General features: G+C 45.5%; 11 protein-coding genes. All 11 read right to left on the bottom strand.

Going from position 1 to position 21,087, the window contains the following annotated elements; genetic code table 11:
• Window positions 1-164: 164 nt before the first annotated feature.
• Window positions 165-4,421 (bottom strand): pectate lyase family protein, encoded by a 4,257-nt coding sequence (locus H8B19_RS18970; protein ID WP_241737517.1) that lies wholly within the window; start codon window positions 4,419-4,421, stop codon window positions 165-167.
• A 101-nt stretch (window positions 4,422-4,522) separates the two neighbouring features.
• Window positions 4,523-7,504, bottom strand: a complete 2,982-nt coding sequence (locus H8B19_RS07360; protein ID WP_186506149.1) for a TonB-dependent receptor — start codon at window positions 7,502-7,504, stop codon at window positions 4,523-4,525.
• Window positions 7,505-7,820: 316 nt separating this feature from the next.
• Window positions 7,821-10,166 (bottom strand): GH92 family glycosyl hydrolase, encoded by a 2,346-nt coding sequence (locus H8B19_RS07355; protein WP_186506148.1) that lies wholly within the window; start codon window positions 10,164-10,166, stop codon window positions 7,821-7,823.
• A gap of 166 nt (window positions 10,167-10,332) precedes the next feature.
• On the bottom strand, window positions 10,333-11,685 hold the full coding sequence (locus H8B19_RS07350) for a pectate lyase family protein (protein ID WP_186506147.1): 1,353 nt from the start codon (window positions 11,683-11,685) through the stop codon (window positions 10,333-10,335).
• Window positions 11,682-12,617, bottom strand: a complete 936-nt coding sequence (locus tag H8B19_RS07345) for a sugar kinase (protein ID WP_186506146.1) — start codon at window positions 12,615-12,617, stop codon at window positions 11,682-11,684. Before H8B19_RS07345 ends, H8B19_RS07350 begins: the two co-directional genes overlap by 4 nt.
• 92 nt (window positions 12,618-12,709) lie before the next feature.
• Window positions 12,710-14,176, bottom strand: coding sequence for a mannitol dehydrogenase family protein (locus tag H8B19_RS07340; protein WP_186506145.1), 1,467 nt, complete (start codon window positions 14,174-14,176; stop codon window positions 12,710-12,712).
• A 6-nt stretch (window positions 14,177-14,182) separates the two neighbouring features.
• On the bottom strand, window positions 14,183-15,610 hold the full coding sequence (uxaC, locus tag H8B19_RS07335) for a glucuronate isomerase (protein ID WP_186506144.1): 1,428 nt from the start codon (window positions 15,608-15,610) through the stop codon (window positions 14,183-14,185).
• A gap of 22 nt (window positions 15,611-15,632) precedes the next feature.
• Entirely contained in the window at window positions 15,633-17,111 is a 1,479-nt protein-coding gene (locus H8B19_RS07330; protein WP_186506143.1) for a UxaA family hydrolase, read from the bottom strand.
• Window positions 17,112-17,121: 10 nt separating this feature from the next.
• Window positions 17,122-18,576, bottom strand: a complete 1,455-nt coding sequence (locus H8B19_RS07325) for a glycoside hydrolase family 28 protein (RefSeq protein ID WP_186506142.1) — start codon at window positions 18,574-18,576, stop codon at window positions 17,122-17,124.
• Window positions 18,577-18,790: 214 nt separating this feature from the next.
• Window positions 18,791-19,972, bottom strand: coding sequence for a glycoside hydrolase family 88/105 protein (locus H8B19_RS07320; RefSeq protein WP_186506141.1), 1,182 nt, complete (start codon window positions 19,970-19,972; stop codon window positions 18,791-18,793).
• Between the two features lie 43 nt (window positions 19,973-20,015).
• Window positions 20,016-21,047, bottom strand: coding sequence for a LacI family DNA-binding transcriptional regulator (locus tag H8B19_RS07315; RefSeq protein ID WP_186506140.1), 1,032 nt, complete (start codon window positions 21,045-21,047; stop codon window positions 20,016-20,018).
• Window positions 21,048-21,087: the final 40 nt, after the last annotated feature.

Here is a 21,087-nt window from a genome sequence, read left to right as displayed (position 1 = left end):
GGCCAACTAACATGGGTAGGTTTTACAGGCAAAGCCTATTTAATGATAACCACCTACTGAAGTAGGTGGTTTAGGGCGGAAAATAAAAAGGCTGCCAATCCGGCAGCCTTTTACTTGGTACAACACAAATGAAAGAGTTAATGCATGTTTAGTCGCAGATAAAACTAGTTTGTTATCGCAGGAATAGTTAAACCAGACTGGTCAACTTTACCCACTCCGGATAATGCAATCACGTTATCTTTTACCGTATCCACCGTTTCCATATCGTAGGTATAAGGTACTTCATAACTTGAAGTTGGCGTTGCATCAGGGCCTGCAACCACATCATTACCCGAAGGCGTTGTCCAGGTGACGCCCGTTCCAAACAGGTTGCCGCGAGTATTCCAGTAACCAATAACATCGGAATAGAAAGAGACAATCGGATTTTGAGTATTTTCAAATACGTTGTTTTCTACTAACAACTCAGCGCCAATACGCGAGTTAATCGCTGTAGAGTGAATATTGTTGTAATAGTTGTTGTAGAGATGTCCATGGCCGTAGCGGAACAATGGTAAACGCGACTCAATATTTTCAAAACGGTTGTGATGGAAAGTGATGTTACGATCAGTATTGCTGCTGGCACTATCATCTTCAGTATGGCCATGCAGGGATGCTTTCCAGTGGTCATGCAAGTAGTTGTAAGAAATAGTGATGTTTTTGGCACCCGATTTACTGTCGATCAAACCATCGTAATAATCTTTGTCTACGTCTAACGTACTATACAATTCATTATGGTCAATCCAGATATTCTCTGTCGTCGAGCCATCATTATCACCTTCGATAGAGATAGCATCTTTGCCACCGGTTAATACATGATGAATTTTCAGATTCTGGATAATGACGTTATTGGCACGATGGATAGCGATACCTATGCCATCCAGTTCACCGCGATCGGCGACACCAATAATAGAAACATTATCCATATCTTTAATATCGATTGAACGACCGCTTCCGCCACTGTTTGCATCTGTGATTGTGCCATCGACATAGATGGTCACTGGCATGTTAGCGTTTTTAGCCTCTTCCAGTGCAGCTAGTAATTTAGTGCCTGTATCCACAGTTACCGTCATACCGTTTGCGCCACCTGTGACATCAAAATTGTAACCGGCAAATCCTGTTCCAGCATGCAATGTGGGTGTATCCCCCCCTGCAGAACCGTCCGTATTGTCGTCGATGTATTCAATACGTAAGTTATCGAAGGTCACAACGCCACCACTTTCCGTACGGAATTGCAGGAATGAGGTTTCAGTGGCAATCAACCCTGTGATTTCAAGCGTTTCCCCCGGTACCAGTGAGGTAATTTGTTCACTAAAGAATTTGGAATCTCCACCGTGAATCGACTTGGAACTGCTGCTGGTATTGTTATCCACATATATCTGGAAATTATTATTACCTTCCGGGTCAGAAACGTTAACAATATCCAGGTAAATTTTATATGCACGACTTAAGTCCAGTACACCGCTAGTGCTGGTGTCATCACCAGAGGTGTCAACATCAGGTGTACTGTTCCCCATAGTGAAGCGCGCACTATCAATGGTAATTTGACCGTTTTCAAAGGTGATTCCGCTACCTCCACCCGTCACACTAAACATGGGGATAGCAGCGTCGTTGGGCAGAGATAAATAATCAGTGGTAAAGAATAAATCCGCTGTGGTATCAAAACTTTCTTTAGCCACCACATTGGTTTCCAGATATTCAATACGCAGATTATCAATCACAACCACACCACCACTTTCGGTGCGTAATTGCAGGAATGAAGTCGGTGTGGCAACAAGTCCTTCAACAATTAATGTATCACCAACGGTCAGGCTAGTGATTTGCTCGCTAAAGAACTTAGAGTCTCCACCATGAATCGATTTAGAGCTGCTGCTGGTGTTGTTATCCACATAAATCTGGAAGTTATTGTTACCTTCGGTATCTTCAATGGCGACAATGTCCATCAATACACGGTAAGGGCGACTTAAATCCAAAATACCGCTTGTTGCAGTGTCATCACCAGTGGTATCAACATCAGGAGTTGTATTACCAATAGAGAAACGAGCACTGTCCATACGCAGTTGGCCATCAGTGATTGTCATACCACTGCCACCACCTGTTACATGGTAATAGGCAGTACTGTCGTCACCGGCAATCGCTTTGTATTCAGGAGTAAAGAAGTTTTCGATAGTCGTATTGAAATCTTCTTCGGCTAACAGGTTTTCATCCAGATATTCGATACGCAAGTTGTTGATAACAACCGTACCACCACTTTCAGTACGAATTTGAATGAAAGAGTTTTTAGTTGCCAGCGGCCCTTCAACTTTTAATGTGGTTCCGGGCGTTAGCGTATTAATCAATTCACTATAGAACTTAGAGTCTCCACCATGAATCGATTTAGAGCTGCTGCTGGTGTTGTTATCCACATAAATTTGGAAATTGTTATCACCATAAGGATCGTTCACGGAAACAATATCCATCACCACGCGATACGGACGGGTTAAATCAAATACGCCAGTTCCAGCCGTGTCATCAGCGCTTGTATCAATATCAGGTGTGGTATTACCTAAAGTGAAACGGCCACTGCTAATTTCCAGGCCATCTGCAACCACAGTCACATCACCACCGGTTTTACTATAAAGTGCAACATCATTGCCATCGGCATCACTGACTTTGGCGAAATCGGTAGAGAATATATCAGCGGTCACGCCAACAAAATCAGCATTGTAAGGCAGGCTTAAACGAGGAATAACTTTTACCGGTTCTTCCGGCTCGGTTGGTTCTTCTGGTTCAGTTGGCTCTTCTAATTCAACAGAGTCTGCCACAGTTTCAATTTTAAGATTATCAATAACAATGGTACCGCTACTATCGGTACGTAACTGGAAGAAAGAGTTAGTCACAGACGTATCTAATACACCACGTGCATCTGGCGAGGTTAAATCAGGGCCGGTCACCACATCTTCACCTGGCACATAGGTGTAACTGAAACGTTGCCCCTGTGGCAGGTTTTCGTCGTTAATCGACATACCATAAAACTTAGATGCATCACCATGTACCGAGTTGCCCTGACTGGTGGTGTTGTTATCAACATACAAGGACAGTGAACCGCCACTATTATGCGAAACAACATCAAAGCTAATAGTGAAACCTTCACTGATATTATAAACACCAGTGCCGTAGGTATCGTTACCCGAGGTTTCTTTATCAGGATTAGAGGCAGCATTACCCAGAGTAAAACGTGCACCAGATAAGGTTAGTTGTCCTGTCGTTGGGTCGATTAACGGACTACCACCTGTTTTTTTATAAAGTGCACCACTGTTAGGATCGTCAGTTAAACGCTTATAACCAGAGGTAAAGAAGGTTGTGGTATCAGTATCAAACTCTTCCAGCAGCGCCGGCTCAACGGTATTAGCTTTTTCAACTAACTGATCAAGTTCGGTTTGCGCCTGCGTTTCACCAATAACAAATAGATCATCTTTTTTATCTGCGTCGGCATCACATTTTGCAACAGCGCTGGCCAGACCTTGTTCGGCATTGACCACACACAAACTGTAAACCTCATTCACCGTATTATATGAACGGGCAATAATGTAGCTGGAACCACCATCATTAGTGATATGAATAACGCGGCGACCAAATTCGAATTGATAAGTACCACTAACTTGCTCACCGTTAACAGTTTGGGTATAGGTACCGCTTAGTTCGGTTTCATCGGCAGGAACAAAATTAAAACTCTCCATTACCGCGGTTGAACCGCTTAAAAATGGATTGTAAATGTCACCATTGAATTGTGACACATTAAAAGTGTTCGGGAACAAGGTGCCGTATTCGGATTCGAGGAAATTAACAAAATGCTCAATGGCAGAATCAAATGGGGCAAGTGTTGCACTGCCGCCAGCAGAAGCTAACCAGGGTTCCACATCGGCAGCAAATTCAGCTGTGGGACGATTAAAGAAGTCCTCAACAGTTTGACCTTCGGCCAGATTCATCACAGCGACATTAGCTGCATTCGGGCTTATTTGAATACCATTTTCCACATCACCATCACTGTCCAGCGCTTGCAATAAACGCAGCGTATTGGCCACCGGTTGTTTAAATGCTGAGTCAGCATTAAACATATTAAGTGGGGTTAATATGCTCGAAGCAGGCACAGTCGGGAACGTAAATTCACCGATAGAAAAGGTGATTTGATCACCTCGGAAATACTGGTATTCACCATTATCATTGGTTGTACCATCAGGGAATGAATCCGAACTGTAACTTAATCCCGCAACCGGGCTATCGACAAATTGCCCGGTTAAAGCCGGAGCAGGTAATTCTTTAACGTTGGTTGTGCTTTTTTCACCACAGCCAGCCAGCAGCATGGCCCCCATCACTCCCAGCGCTATGTTGTTTTTATAATTCATATCACCCTCCCAAGGATGAACTTATTTTTGGTTCCAGTTGCGGTGATATACACCGCAACCGTTGAATTAAACGTTGGTATCAGTTGATCACATTAGCCGTATTAATAGAACTTATAGTCCAGTCCCAGTTGATACGTTCTGCCATATTCTTCTTTCTGATATAACAGGTTGCCGCCACTCATTTCGTTACCCACGAAATAACGCAAATCGCTTTGGTCAGTTAAATTAATGGCATCAAAATAGAAGGACAGGTGTTTGTTCAGCTTGTATTTGGCTTTGAAATCAAGGGTCTTCATTGGGGCCTGATAGCGATCTGCCCAGGTTTTACACCCTTTCACATCAGATGCATCCACCGCAGCAGGACATGCGCCCACTTCTTCAAAAATGTCAGAGCGGTAATTAGCAATCAAACGCGCAGAGTAAGTCTCATTTTCCCAGCCCAAAGTTAAATTCGCAGTGGTATCAGCCTGATCCGGCAACGGCACTTTATCCACACGAATGGTTTCGTCCAGCTGCGCTTCACTATCAAGCAAGGTCATATTGCTTTGCACAAATAAACCATTTTCGAAGTACTGGTTGTAGCTCAGCTCGACCCCCATTACGGTGGCTTTTTTACCGTTTAAGGTAATATTGACGTTATTCAGTACTAAGTCCTGTGGAATAACAAACTGGGTAACCTGATTAATCGGCAAAGAAAGCGGTAAGTCTTCAAGACTCATACTTATACCGTTTACATCCACGATGAAGTTTTCGATATCTTTATAGAAAATGGCCGCTTCCATAAACAAATCTTTGTTTGGATACCAGCCAATTGACGCATCGTAGTTAATGGACGACATGGCCACTAAGTTAGGATTCCCCACATCCAGCGTGTTGTCTGAACCCAGAATGTAGTCCTGTAATTGACGAACACTGGCACTGCCCTGTGAGTCATCACAATTATCAGTGCCCGGAGGACAGAGTTCGATATCACTATCAAACTTGGCAAAACCACGGGCCTGCTTGAATGAAGGACGAGTAAAACTGGTCCAGATAGCACCGCGCACTAATATTTCATTACTGGGTTCGTAACGAATGTGCACACTTGGGAAATATTCACTGTATTTAATTGACGCTTCAGGCAGTGGAATGGCGATATCCAGACTACCTGTGCCCGCACCATTAAATTCAAAGTCATCGTTTTCCAGTGATAAGTAACCGTCAGACGCAAACTCAGTTTCAACCCAGCGCACACCGGCAATAACAGTCAGATCATCGTTTACTGGCATTTCTGCCATCACGTAAGCAGCTTTGGTATCTTCAGTAAGGGTATAATCTTCCTTAGTGCTGTCTACCGAGACTTCACCGTTAGTCGCACTGGCCGTTGTTTGACGGCCAATACGCGACATATAATCAACCGTTTCTTTATCTTCAAACGGATACTGGAAAATCCCACCGGGCTGCATGCTATTCGGGTAGTCAGCCAAACTGGAATTGACTACATCAATACATTCCTGATTACCATCACAGTCGCTCGCGCTGGGGTCAAAGCTCCAGCGATCTTTATTACGCACGTGAGTACGCTTAGAGCCAGCGATACCTACTTTGATGTAATTTAAATGCTTAAGGAAAAAGTCTTTGGTCAGGTTAATTTCGGCATTTTTCAGGTCATCGGTACGGGTACCGTCTTCCAAAAATAAGTTATCAAATGCCCAGTTGTTCAAATCACTGGCATCACCGCTGCCCGAGGTACCAAAAATGCTGTTTTCAGGATCGTAAGCGTAGCCACCTAATTCGGCCGCATATTCCGGGGTAACCACTTTAGCATCAGTGTAATCTCGACCACCTTTACCATAAACAATCAAATCACGTTCACGGAACTGAACACGGTGATCTCCCACTGAGCTGTCGGTAGATTTTGATTTAGCAAACTCGTAATCAATCGCCCAGGTTTCACCAAACTTATTTTCACCACCAAAGCTGAATGTACGGGTTTTATTGTCACCGCCCTGAATAAAGTACTGATGGAATACATCAATATCGGTAAGAATAAACTCTTTGCTCTGGCCATTTACATAAGCAATCTCGCCGTTACCATAACTGCCCGCATCCTGAAAATCATAAAACTCGCGCTGGGCAATATCTTCATCCGAATATTCGGTAAAGTTACCTTTAATATAAAAATAATTGAGTTCATTCGGTTTGAACTCTAAATTAACCGCCGCCGCTTTACGCGTACGGTTGGCGATTTCACGACGAACTTCCAACTGGCGTGGCCCCAAAATTTCCGGACCAGATTTGGCATCCAGTTGTTCGTCGGTTAAACCGACATCCTGACGATAAAACTGCAGTTCGCCGGTACTATGGTGGCGATGTTCGTCTACCTGAGTTTTGCGGTTTTCATGAGACACCGCGAAGCCAATACCGACTTTTTTATCAAATAAAAACTGAGTGCCATCCAGACTGAATTTTGGTGAATTCTCTTCACGCATCTGGCTGTAAGAGTTCTGCATTTTGAACTTAAGACCATCTTTACCACGGTCATAAGCAGAAATGGCTTTAACATTTACCGTACCGCCAATCGAATTAAGATTTTGATCTGGTGTTAAGGTTTTTAATACTTCTATCGAACCGAGTAAATCGGCGGGGATGCCATCCAGACCCACTTTACGGTCATCGCCAACACCGGCCATTTCAGAACCATTCATATTTACCGAAACAAAACCCGGCCCTAAACCACGAACGCTGACGTATTTGCCTTCACCTTCTGAGCGTTGCAATGTTACACCCGGTAAACGACGCAGTGATTCAGCAACATTCTGGTCAACAAAGTTACCTATATCATCGGTGGCTATAACCGAACTAAAGCCATTTTTCTCGCGCTCTAAATCCCGCGCTTTTAAATCGGCCTGGCGAATGCCGGTTACCTCAACTACTTCAACATCTTCATCTGCTGCGTTTTTAGTAGGGGTGCCCTGGTTTTCTTTGGCTTGATTGGCCTGCTGATCTGCAGCCTGGGTTACCGGCTCATTTGTCTGCTGAGCGTAGACAGGTAACGCCACTGCCATTGCTACAACCAAAGCCTTCAGTTGAAAACGTGTCATACTGGATTTTCTCCTGGCATTTTTATTCTAATTCGTCATCAGTGTTATGTTTGGTAGCTATTTGTTTATTTTTGCCACCGGTAGCAAAACAACCTCAAACGAAAAATAGTTATTTATGCCACCGGTGGCAGTTTAGCCATTCGTTATGGAAATTGTCAACAATTTGTTAACTCAAAACCGGAGTTGTTAAAAATGTGAATATTTATTATCTGAAAATGAATATTTGCATAAATTCGGCAGAAGACAGCGTTCCACTAATCAAAAAAAACCGCCCTACCCAGACTAGGATAGAGCGGTTGTTATTTTACTGCTAAATCTAAATACTAATATGCAGTTGCTGCACAAGCGGGCGATCACGTCGTTTGGTTGCCCAATTTTTATTGGGCTCAGCTTGCATGGTGACTTCCAGTTTACCGCCAGCCATAATCTCATGATGGGTTAAATAACTACGTTTTAATGACACCCCATTAAGCTGAATGCCACCAATGTACATATTTTCTTTGGATAGATTTTTAGCCACGACTTCCCATTTCCTGCCATTAGGTAAGTTAATCGCCGAATAAGGTAGCTGAGGTGCGCCAATCACATAGCTCAAACTGGCAGGTGTCACCGGATAAAACCCTAAACTTGAAAATAAATACCAGGCCGACATTTGGCCTAAATCATCATTACCTGCTAAGCCATCGGGTTTATCCGATGCCAGCGTATCCATAATCTGGCGGATACGTTGCTGGGTTTTCCAGGGTTTGCCCGTGTAGTTATACAAATACGCAATATGATGACTCGGTTCATTGCCGTGCGCGTACTGGCCAATCAAACCGGCAATATCTTCATGCTCTTTGAATTTTTCAGCATCTAAGGGTTTGCTAAATAAGGTATCCAGTTTTTCTGCGGTTTTATCATCACCGCCCATTAATTCAATAGTGCCATATATATCGTGCTGAGCCGCAAAACTGTATTGCCAGCTGTTGCCCTCGGTGAAGGAACCATACAGTTTGGCTTCCTGAGGATCAAAGGGCGATTCCCACTTACCCTCGCTGTCTTTTCCGCGCACAAACCCAATAGAGGTATCAAATACGTTTTTATAGTTATGCGCACGGCGATAATATTCAGCCGCGACAGGCTGGTTATCCAGTGCGTCAGCAAAACGTGCGATGGCAAAATCGTCCACACTCATTTCAATGGTTTTAGATACCGACTCACCTTGTTTATCCATGGGTACATACCCTATGGACATATAATCATCCAGACCGTCGTAACTGGCATGTTTAGAGGTATCTAACATGGCTTTTAACGCTAAATCGGTATCAAAATCTTTAATGCCTTTTAAATAGGCATCGGCAATCACGGGCACCGAGTGATAGCCAATCATGGTCCAGGTTTCACTGCCCTGAAATGACCACACCGGCAACATGCCATCGGGATTTTGCTGATAATGCACCAGCATTGAATCGATCATGTCGCGGGTACGTTGCGGCTCAAGCATCGTTAACAACGGGTGCAGGGCACGATAGGTATCCCACAAGCTAAAGGTGGTGTAGTTGGTGAATCCATCGGAATCATGATTGTCACCATCCAATCCGCGATAACGTCCATCCACATCCGAATAAATATTAGGTGCCTGATAGGCATGATAAAGCGCAGTGTAGAATTGGCGCTTCTGGCTTAATGTGCCTTCAATTTCAAACTGATTAGCCACCGCCGCCCATTTATCACGCGCCTGTTTTGCGACCTTATCAAAATCCCAGTCAGGGGTTTCTTTGGCTAAATTGGCCTTGGCACCGACACGACTAACCGCAGACAAACCCACTTTAATTTTAAGAGGGTTGTTTTTAAGACCGGTAAATTTAAATACTGCTTTTAATGCCTTGCTGCCGGCGGTTTTACTGTTGGAATTAATTAAGGTGCCGGTATTGTCGGGGCGATAACCCGGGCGGTTACGATAGTGGTAATCATCCTCGTTGTAGATTTTCACCTCGGCAATAGGCTGCGAAAATTCAATCGCAAAATACATAGGGCGGTATTTGGCCCAGCCATTGGTGGCGCGGAATACCGTCAGGCTCTGATTATCCTTACCCAGCTCAATATCACTCCACAGCACCTTGCGGTCAAAGTTATAAATGGAGGTGGTGAGATCCATGATCACATAACCTTCATCGGCGTCATTAAAGGTATAACGATGCATGCCCACTCTGTCGGTGGCCGTCAGCTCTGCATGGATATTTTCATCCAGTAAATCCACCGCGTAATAGCCAGCTTTTGCACTTTCCTGCTCGTGGCTAAAGCGCGAACGGTAGCCTTGCTCTGGATGCTCGACCGGGCCCGGCTCTAACTGAGGCGCGTGACTCATTGGCATAAGCAATAAATCACCCAGGTCGCTATGACCTGTACCGGAAAAATGCGTATGGCTAAAACCCTGAATGGTGGTATCGGAATACAAATAACCAGCACACCATTTATAACTGTCGCCGCCTTTACGGATTTGGGTATCCGGGCTTAATTGCACCATGCCAAAAGGTGTAACAGCCCCCGGAAAGGTATGCCCATCAGGGCCAGTGCCAATAAAAGGGTCGATATAATCCACCGCTTCCTGCGCCTGTATGCCAACAGAAAACAACGCGATGCACAGCCCGGCAATTAGCGGCTGGTAATTTTTAAACATAAAACGCTCCACGCAACATTGGTTTTCCAATATTGTGTTTAAAATCATTGAATTAAATTGGTGTTATCGTCGGTGTTAGCCGCAGATGTGTCAAGAGAGGAAGCTGGAATTAAGCGCAGGTGAACAGATGATGGACATGATGCCCGTCATCCTGGATATCTAATGTTTAAAAACTGCCCAATGTATCAATCCACTGCTGGGCTTTTTGTGAATTAGTCAGTATCTCATCAGGAATGCTTGATGCGGTTTCACTGGCAAATTCTTCCGCATAGGCTTGCCAGCTTTTAATCACCTGTAATTCGCTGTCGATAATGCCTGTGCCGACTCGCGCTGTACCGGTGACTATGTCGTTTAACACATTCTGGTCAACGGTATCCTGAAAGAAGCCATGGCGGTTGCGATTCGCCCCCACGTCCCCCTCTACAATTAAAGTTTTAAAGGCCTGTTCGGCGGTTTGCTCGGGATAATCTTCCTGCCATTTGGGTGACACAAAGGCAGCATCAACCAAAAAGTTATCTTTAATTGCATCTACCGTGCTGATTTTGGCATGTTTTTGATCTTTAACTTCAACACCTAAACGATTGTTGGTGCTCATCGCCGCTTCGCCAATCATTTGATTGCCGCGCAAATATGCCTGTCCACGATCACCTTTGTCGGTGGTTTTACCTAACTGGAAAAAACGACGTTCTCCATCAGCGGGCCCCGGCTTAAATACATTATTTACCAGATTAAAGCGCCCGCCTTCATTGCCGTACGCGCTGTTATGCGACCAGTTATAGATGACGTTATTACGCACATCGACCAACTCAAGCGCCTGGGGATAATTAGGACGCAATCGGTAACCATTTAACCGTGGATTGCGGCTGCTATGGTGTGCAAGAACATTATTAACAAAACTGGCGTTGGCACCGCCCCAAATACCACCATAACCATGCGCCCCTTTTTTATGGCCAGCATGATTAAGACTTTCGCTAATCAGCGAATATTGCAGGGTAAAGTTCTGATTATTATAAAACGATGCCACTTCATCATTGGCCCAACTTAGTGAGCAGTGGTCGATGATGATATTTTTGTGGCGCTTGCCGGTAACGGCATCGCCCTGATGATGCACTGAGCCCGGGCGAAAACGCATATAACGGATAATAACCTCATCGGCGTCTATCTGGGTTTCAGAACCACTTATCACTATACCTTTGGGTGACGTTTGTCCGGCAATAGTGATGTAATCTTCGCTAATTTCCAGCGGCTTAACCAGATTAATCACACCAGAAACATTAAATACCACAATACGTGGGCCTTGCGCTTTTACCGCATAACGCAACGTGCCCGGTCTGGCTTTGGTGGAATCGTCCAAAGAATCCACCACAATCACTCTGCCGCCCCGGCCACCCTGGGTATATTTACCAAAACCTTCAGCCCCCGGAAATGCTAGTCGTTTATCCTGAGTCACAGTTTGTGCCGGGCAGGAAAAAACACTCAGGCTTAAACACAAGGCTAAAAGTTTGGTTAACGTTGTCATAAAGGATTATCCGCCAAAAATTGCTGCATTAACGCAGATTCAACGATAGCACCACGATGTCCAATCACAAACGCCGCCACTTTGGCGCCATAAACAGCCGCTTGTTGCATGCTTTTACCGGCAAAACGTGCAGCCAGATAAGCACCATTAAAGCCATCACCCGCACTGGTGGTGTCTACCACTTTATCCACTTGTTGTACCGGCGCTTCGCTATGCTCACCGTCTAAGAACAAATGGGTCGATTCAGCTCCGTTTTTGATGATCATCTCAGAGACACCAAGCGCATTTACATGCTGATAAATGCTTTCGATATCCGGATGTGCATACAGCTCTTTATGATCATCACGTCCCGGAAAGGCGATATCGGCTAAGGCGTAGGCTTTATCTGTCCAGTCGCGTGCATGCGACGCAGATTGCCACAGGCGGGGACGATAATTAGGATCAAAAATAATTTTGCAGCCTTGCTGTTTAAGCTCTGCAACTAAATCAAGTAATCTGGCTTTATCCTGCTCAGACAAAATAGCCAGAGAAATACCAGAGAAGAAAAAGCTATCGGCATCCAACAAGGCATCGCATTTTTGCTGCAGCTCTAACATCGTCAGAGTTTGTTTGGCTGCGGCGTCACTGCGCCAGTAAGCAAAGCTGCGTTCACCATGTTCATCGGTATTGATCATGTAAAGGCCAAGGGTTTTATCGGCACTTTTAAGCATTAAATCTGTGGCCAATGACTCGGATTGCATCAGCGACAATAGCTGTTCACTTAAAGCATCCTGACCTAATGCTGACAAATAATGAACCGACTGTGACGCTAAACAGCGTTTTAAGTAAATCGCTGTATTAAAGGTATCTCCGGCAAAGGTTTGTTGAAATAGATTTTGTCCTGCGGCAGACAACTCCACCATACATTCACCAAAAATAACGCTCTTTGCCATCGTGATATCGTCCAACAACTTACTAATAATGAGGAATAGTTGACCGAAGCGTTAATACTCCGGTCAGATTAGAATGAGTTATTGAAGCCCGTTTACAGCAGGGATTCAATAACACTTTCAACATTTTGGGGATTTAATGCAGCAAGCTTAATGTAAGCATCCGTCACAGGCTGACTAAAGCGTTCATCTTGCGCCAAAGCAGCAGGAAACACCTGAGAGATTGCCAGTAAGTTAGCGACATCATCAGCACTATCGCCTGAACATTTAGCCGCATTTTCCAGCAACATGTCGGCCAGAGGGTCAGTAATTTGCTTTTGATTATGCGCCGCGTCCACCAAAAAGTGCAACCAGGCTGCCACACCAGTACACAGCAATTTAATACTGTTACCCGCCGCCAGATTATCTTTGATGGTGCCCAATAATCTAAATGGCAGTTTTTGTGAACCATCCCAGGCAATTTGCGATAACAAATGGCGAATATGTGAATTGCCATAACGCGCTAAAATAGCGTGAATATACTCTTCCACATTCATGCCATCAGGCGCGGTGAAAGATGCTTGTACCTCTTGCAGCAACATAGTGCTAATCAGTTTTTTAAGGGCCGGATTGCTAATACCTTGATGCACGGTTTCAAAACCACAACGCAGCCCCAGATAGGCCAAAGTAGAATGGCTGCCATTTAATAAACGTAACTTGGCTTTTTCAAAACCACTTACATCCTGAGTAAAAGTCACTCCCACTTGTTCCCAGTGCGGACGCGGTCCACTGAAGTGATCTTCGATTACCCACTGAGTGAAGGCTTCACGCTGAATGGGCCAGTTATCGACTAAACCTAAGGCATCGGCGACACGCTGTTTTAACGCCTCGTCGGTAGCTGGGGTAATGCTGTCCACCATGGTATTGGGGAAACACACATTGTGTGATATCCAGTCCGCTAACTCCTGATCTATCTGTGCCGCAAATGCCACAACCGCTTTTTCTAATTTGCTGCCGTTATCCGCCAGATTGTCACAGCTAATCACGGTTAAGCCGCTGATATTATGTGAATGACGAACTTGCAGCGCCGCAACAATTAAACCAATGGCACTGCGGGCTTCTGTCAGATTAGCAATATCATGCTGAATGTCGGCATGTGCGTTATCCAGTAATCCATCGCCATTTAAGCAATAACCTTTTTCAGTCACGGTTAAACTGATGATATGCGTAGTTGCCGCGGTCAAGCGTTGCATCACTTGCTCACGCTGATCGCCCAACACCAGCACTTCTTTAATCGCACCCACCAGTTGATAAGCCGGCTGCTCATCTAAAATGGCCAAAGTGTATAAATTATCCTGCTCGGCCAGATTATCGCGAACCCCTCTGCTGCGCATCGATACGCCGCAAATCGCCCAGTCACCGCCTAATGCTAATGCATTGTCGGTGAAAACAGCCTGATGGGCGCGATGAAATGCGCCCGGGCCCAAATGCACTATGCCAATGCCAACATCTGCTCTGACATAATCGTTTTGGATCACAGCATCAGCAAGCTGAGATACAGTTTGATTGGTTAATTGCTGCATCAAAAATTATCCCAGTTTGTAGGCTTTTTTGGCCAGGTTGTAAGTGAGATCATGCGCCAGTTCAAACCCTTCCTGTTCGTTAATACGATGCTGAGTAATTAACTCAGCAAGAAAACGGCAATCAATACGACGTGCAACATCGTGGCGCGCAGGAATCGATAAAAAAGCACGGGTATCATCGTTAAAACCAACCGTGTTATAAAAACCTGCGGTTTCGGTAACCTGATGACGAAAACGCAACATACCTTCCGGCGAATCATGGAACCACCAGGCAGGCCCTAATTTCAGACTTGGATAATGGCCAGCCAGAGGTGCTAATTCGCGGGCATAAACGGTTTCATCCAGCGTGAACAAAATAATGTTCAGCTTTGGATTGTTGCCGTATTTATCCAGTAACGGTTTAAGCGCCTGTACATATTCAGTTTGCGATGGAATATCCGCACCTTTATCGCGACCAAACTTAGTAAACAACTCAGGGTTATGGTTACGGAAAGCGCCAGGGTGAATTTGCATTACCATGCCATCTTCAATACTCATTCCGGCCAATTCAGTTAACATCTGGCCACGGAAAATTTCCTGCTCCTGCTCGCTGGCTTCACCTTTTAAACAACGGGCAAATAAGGCTTCACACGCGCTGGTGTTTAAATCAGCGGTTAATGCGGTTGGGTGACCGTGGTCAGTGGCAGTTGCGCCCATTTGGCGGAACCATTCACGACGCTTACGAATAGCGTCTAAGTAACCACTCCAGCTTTGGGTATCTTCCCCCGTCATTTCGCCCAGTTTTGCCACATTAGTGGCAAAATCGTCACGTGAGGCATCAACCACATCATCAGGACGGAACGAGGTAATCACGCGTTTTTGCCACGGTGTACCCTGAATAGCCTGGTGGTGAGGTAATGGATCTAACGCACCTTCTGTAGTGGCGATTAATTCGATGTTAAATCTGTCCATCAAGGCACGCGGACGGAATGCATCTGTCGCTAATTGCTCAGTAATTGAATCGTAATACTGGTCCGCAGTTTGTTCATTTAATTGCACACGCAACCCAAAGACATCGTGGAATACGGTATCCAACCACATGCGTGACGGCGTGCCACGGAACAGGTAATAATTTTTAGCAAACAGGTTCCAGATTTTACGCGGGTCTTTTTCGACTTCGCCACCATCCCAGCGTGGAATACCCAAAGACTCCAGCGAGATCCCCTGACTGTAAAGCATACGGAAAACATAGTGATCAGGACGGATCAGCAATTCAGTGGCATTACCAAAGCTTTCATCGTAGGCAAACCAGCGCGGGTCGGTGTGACCATGCGGGCTGATGATAGGTAAGTCTTTAATCTCGTTATACAACGCACGGGCGATGTCTCTGACTTTCGCATCAGCAGGGAATAGTCTGTCTGCATGCAATGACAATGGGGAAGTTGAGTTAACCATTTACAGGCTCCTGTTACCTAAATTAGAGAGTGACGCCACGTTTCCAGATGGCGATCTCTCTGCATTCATTTTGTTCGTTATTGGTTGGCTGACCGGATGCAATAGCCAACAACTGATTAAAAAACTGATCCGCGCATGTCTCCATGTCCACGCCATCGAGTACGCTGCCGGCGTTAAAATCAATCCAATGCGGCTTACGTGTGGCTAAATCAGTATTTGAAGAAATTTTTACCGTCGGCACCGGGAAACCTAACGGCGTACCGCGACCTGTGGTAAATAACACCATATGTGCGCCACTGGCTGCTAACGCGGTGGATGACACCGCATCGTTACCCGGCGCTTGTAATAGCACTAACCCTTTTTTAGAAAGTGGCTGACCGTAATCCAGCACTTCATTCACAATCGCCTGACCGCCTTTTTGAATCGCGCCCAGTGATTTTTCTTCCAGCGTGGTTAATCCACCAGCTTTGTTACCGGGTGATGGATTTTCATAAATAGGCTGATTGTGTGCGATGAAGTACTGTTTAAAATCATTCACCAGCGACACTATCTGCTGATAAATTGGTTCACTGCTGGCACGATTCATCAGAATTTGCTCAGCACCGAACATTTCAGGGGTTTCGGTTAAAATAGCGCTACCACCCAGCTGGGTGATTTTATCTGACATACGTCCAACAAGTGGATTGGCTGTGATACCACTAAAGGCATCAGAGCCGCCGCACTTCATGCCCAGCACTAATTCAGAGGCGGGACAATCCACACGTTGATCGGTTTCCAGCAGCGGCAACATTTCTTCAATTGCATCGACGCCGGTTTCTACCTCATCGCCCACCTGTTGGGAATTATAAAATCGAATACGCGACTTATCATATTCACCGGCCGCCACCAGTAAATCAGCCATTTGGTTGTTTTCACACCCTAATCCCACCACCAAAACCGCACCGGCATTGGGGTGAGTTAACAAGGCAGCAAGCACAGCACGGGTGTCTTTTAAATCATCCCCTAGCTGTGAGCAGCCAAAGGGATGAGTAAAGGCCACAAACGCATCAGCACGACCTTCAAAACGTTTAGAGCACACATCTGCAATGCGCTGTGCTGTGCGGTTAACGCAACCCACGGTGTTGATGATCCATACCTCATTACGTATCCCCACTTTACCATTGGCGCGGCGATAACCTTTAAAAGTTGGCACCGCTTTTGGCTCAACCGCTTTGGCTTGTACTGGCTGATATTGATATTGAGTGCCGTCGCGTAAATTGGTTTTTAAGTTATGGCTGTGAATATGCTGGCCACGTTTAGCCGCCGCCGTACAACCACCAATTTCAAAACCATACTTGACCACGATATCACCTTCGGCAATATCGCTTAGGGCCACTTTATGACCTTTAGGAATATCATCGGTTAAGGTCAAATCCAGCTCATCAATATGCTCACCCGCGGCTAAATCACGGGTTGCTACTGCGACATTGTCATTGGGATGAATATGAATTAACGCTTTCATGGAATTTATCTCACTGGGTAACCAAATCTTTGGCCGTCAGTGGCTTGTCAGCAACCCACACATTATCCAGTGTGATGTTGTTCACATGCTCAACCACCTGAGGTTTGGCAACCTGATTAAAACGACAGTTTCTTAACAACAGATTTTCGATTGGTGCACGGTCAAAGCCACGGATCACCATGGCATGTTTGGCTTTTTCCACCGTAAAATCTTCGATATGAATATCACGTACTACGGGGTCAAAGCTGCCTGCATCACCTTCTTCGTAATAGAAGTTCACCACAATCGCATCTTTGACCTGCCCCACATCAACATTGCGCACATTGATGTTTTCAATTACCCCGCCACGAATGGAATTGGTTTTAATGCGAATAGCACGTTCCAACTCCGGGCTGCTCATATGGCAATTCTGCATAAAGATATTGCGTGCGCCGCCTGAAATTTCGCTACCAATCACCAAACCACCATGACCGTCTTTCATCTGGCAGTTTTCCACCAGGATATTCTGACAAGGTGTATTTACACGGCGACCATCGGCATTGCGCCCTGATTTAATTGCGATGCAGTCATCACCGGTATCAAATAAACAATCTTCAATCAGTACACGATTACAGGATTCAGGATCACAACCATCGTTATTTGGACCATGACTACGGCAGGTCACGCCTCGCACGGTAACGTCTTCACTCAATACAGGGTTAATTAACCAAAAAGGTGAATTTACAATAGTCACCCCTTCAATCAGTACCTGATGACAACGATAAGGCTGGAAAAATGCCGGACGTAAAAAAGAGCCCTCGGCGTGCAGTCGCTGTTCTGGAGGTATGCCTGCTTCCACTTGCTGCTGCAATTTATCACGTGCCGGTTTTTGTGTGAGTTCAACCGGATCCTGGCGCCAGTGGGCATGTTTATTCTTGCCTTTCCACGGCCACCAGGTATTGTCATCGGCCTGACCATCTAATGTACCTGTACCTGTTACCGCCACATTGGTTTGTTCAAAGGCGTAAATAAGCGGTGAATAACCCATCATTTCCATACCTTCCCAACGGGTAAATACCGCAGGCAAATATTTGGCCGGATCGGTTAAAAAGGCCAGGGTCGCATCTTGTTGCAGGTGTAAATTCACATTGGAAAGTAAATGCACAGCACCGGTTTCAAAGCGTCCAGCCGGTACTACCACACGTCCACCGCCAGCTTGATGACAAGCCTCGATGGTTTGTTTAATGGCTTGTGTATTATCCACACCAGATTCAGCTTTGGCGCCAAAATCTGTAATCACAAATTCCTGATCAGCAAAGGCAACCTGACGCACACTACGACGAATTTCATCAGCCAGTTTCCAGCGGGTTCCGCCAGCGGCAGGCGCACTTGATGCACTAGCCATTTCGTTACGGCCACAACCGCTAACTAGTCCGGCTACCGCAGTGGCTACAACCGATTTAATAAATGTTCGTCTGGCGATCATACAATCACTCCTTTTACTGATTGGCTGTCTCAACTGGCGTTTTTGAGACTAAAACGCTCACAAAACCAGCAATTCGACATTTTTGTTATTATTTGACTTTACTTTTGCCACCGGTGGCATTGTATGACGCATCTGTATTTTCGTCAAATGTAGCTTAAGGTTTGTAATCGTTATTGTTACCTTGAATTAACAGATTCCGGTGGCAATGTAATGCTTATTTACCCAGCTCTAAACTCGCCATAATAAATGGTCCGGTCGCTTTAGGATCGTTATCACGCATTTTTTCATTTACGTAATAATCAAATGAGCCTGAACGGTATGGATCACCACCCAAACCGGCAACGGCACAAACCTGAGTAATATTCACCAAGCCACTATCCACTTTGATAAGTTTATCCAGTAAACCCTGATAACCTTTTTGTGCGACCTGCCAGTACTGTTTGTCCAGATAGCCCTGGTTAACCCCTTTCGCCAGTGCATAAACCAACATGCTGGTGCCCGAGGCTTCCAGATAATTACCTTTACGATCACCTTGATCTGTTACCTGATACCACAAGCCTGATTTATCCTGCACTTTGGTGACGGCGGCTGCCAGGTTTTGCAGACTTTCGATTAAGAATTCACGGTCTTTGTGGCCTTTCGGGAAATATTCCAACACGTCCACTAATGCCATGGCATACCAGCCCAGTGAACGCGACCAGAAATTAGGAGAAGTACCGGTTTTGGGGTCTGCCCATTTTTGCTGGCGGCTTTCATCCCAGCCGTGATACAACAAACCGGTTTTATGGTCTTTGGCGTGACGTTCGATCAGTTTAAATTGCTGAGCGATATCATCAAAGGTGTCTTTATCTTCGGCAAACCAGGTTGCATATTCAGCGTAAAAAGGCGCGCCCATGTATAAGCCATCTAACCACATCTGGAATGGATAACGTTTTTTGTGCCAAAAGCCCCCTTCAGAGGTACGCGGCATACCAGCAATTTGTTCACGCATTATATGCATAGCACGCATGTAACGTGGGTCCTGGGTTTGTTCGTACAGGAAAAACAAAATTTTACCGGCGTTGATCATATCAATGTTGTAGTCACTCATCTTGTAACCACGAATATCGCCTTTTTCATCAATCAGTAAATCAGCGTAAGCTTTAATGTAAGCAAGTAACTTGGGATCCGGTTTCTTTTCGTATTGTTTGCTGATAGCCAGCAACACCAATCCCTGGGTGTAGTTCCACTTTGGTTTTTTAGCTTCTTCCATGCTCCAGGCTTCCGGATGACGCGCCATTTCTGACTGCACCATTCTCTCAGCCCAACTTTGTTGAGCAGCATTGGCAACTTGAGCTATTTGCAACAAGCAAGCAAAAGCAGCGATCTTCGCCACGTTCAGGGTACTTATTTTCATTAACCTAATCCTTATTTAAATATGTCCCTGAACCAGCTAGTACTCAGCTTTTGGTGCAGGGCGCGGTTGATTCCCGGATAATTAAATGGGGTTTCACCAGAAAGTCACTTTCACTGGAAACCGGATCACTTTTTTCGATCGCACGAATAATCTTTTGCGCAGCCAATGCCGCCATGGCCCCCACTGGGCGTTGAATAGTGGTAAGAGACGGAATAATGCGCGATGCCAGTAAGTTGTCATCGAATCCAGCAACAGACAGTTGCTCAGGCACGTTAATTCCCATGTTATGGGCGACTTTAAGCACCCCGGCAGCCATTTCATCGTTGTTGGCAAAAATCGCAGTTGGACGAGTGGTTTTGCTTAAAATGCGTTTGGCAGCATCAATGCCACTTTGATAGCTGTTCTGCCCCTCAAAAACCTGTGACTCCGGCAGCGCCAGTCCCAGTTGCTGCAAGGTGCTGCGAAAACCGGCTAAACGTTCCAGTGAGGAATAATAACTAAGAGGTCCGGTAATAAAGGCAATGTCACGGTGCCCCATCGAAACCAGATAACGCGCCATTTCCGCCATCGCTGCGCGCTCATCTGAAACTACTATGTTCATATGATCATCTAAATCCACTGATGCCATGCGCACATAACACTGATTGTTTTCACGCAATGCCGCCGCCAGTTGTTTGGATTCCGAAACAGGAGGCAGCACAATCACCCCATCAATTTTGGAACGACGAATAAACCCCTGACAGTCCTCAACCAGTTTGTCACTGCTGTACTGGCAGGGGTGAACCACCAGTTCGTATCCTTGTTTAGAGCAGACTTCGAGCACACCGCGCTGCACCTGATCGATATACAAGGCGTCCGGGTTGTCATAGATTAAACCAAGCAAATATGAACGACTGGAGGCTAATCCCCTTGCCTGTTTATCCGGTGAATAATCTAACCGCTCAATCACTGACTGGATCAGCTTTTGCGTTTTTTCACCGACATTAGCCGAGCCGTTAATCACACGGGACACGGTGCGTTTTGAGACACCGGCTTCTCTGGCTACATCGTTTATGGTTGGCTTTTTATCGCTCATGGGTTATCTCAACTAATCTTAAAACCGTTCGACACTAATC

The sequence above is a fragment of the Neptunicella marina genome (assembly GCF_014270035.1).
GTDB lineage: Bacteria > Pseudomonadota > Gammaproteobacteria > Enterobacterales > Alteromonadaceae > Neptunicella > Neptunicella marina.
This window is presented reverse-complemented; position numbering and strand designations above follow the sequence as displayed.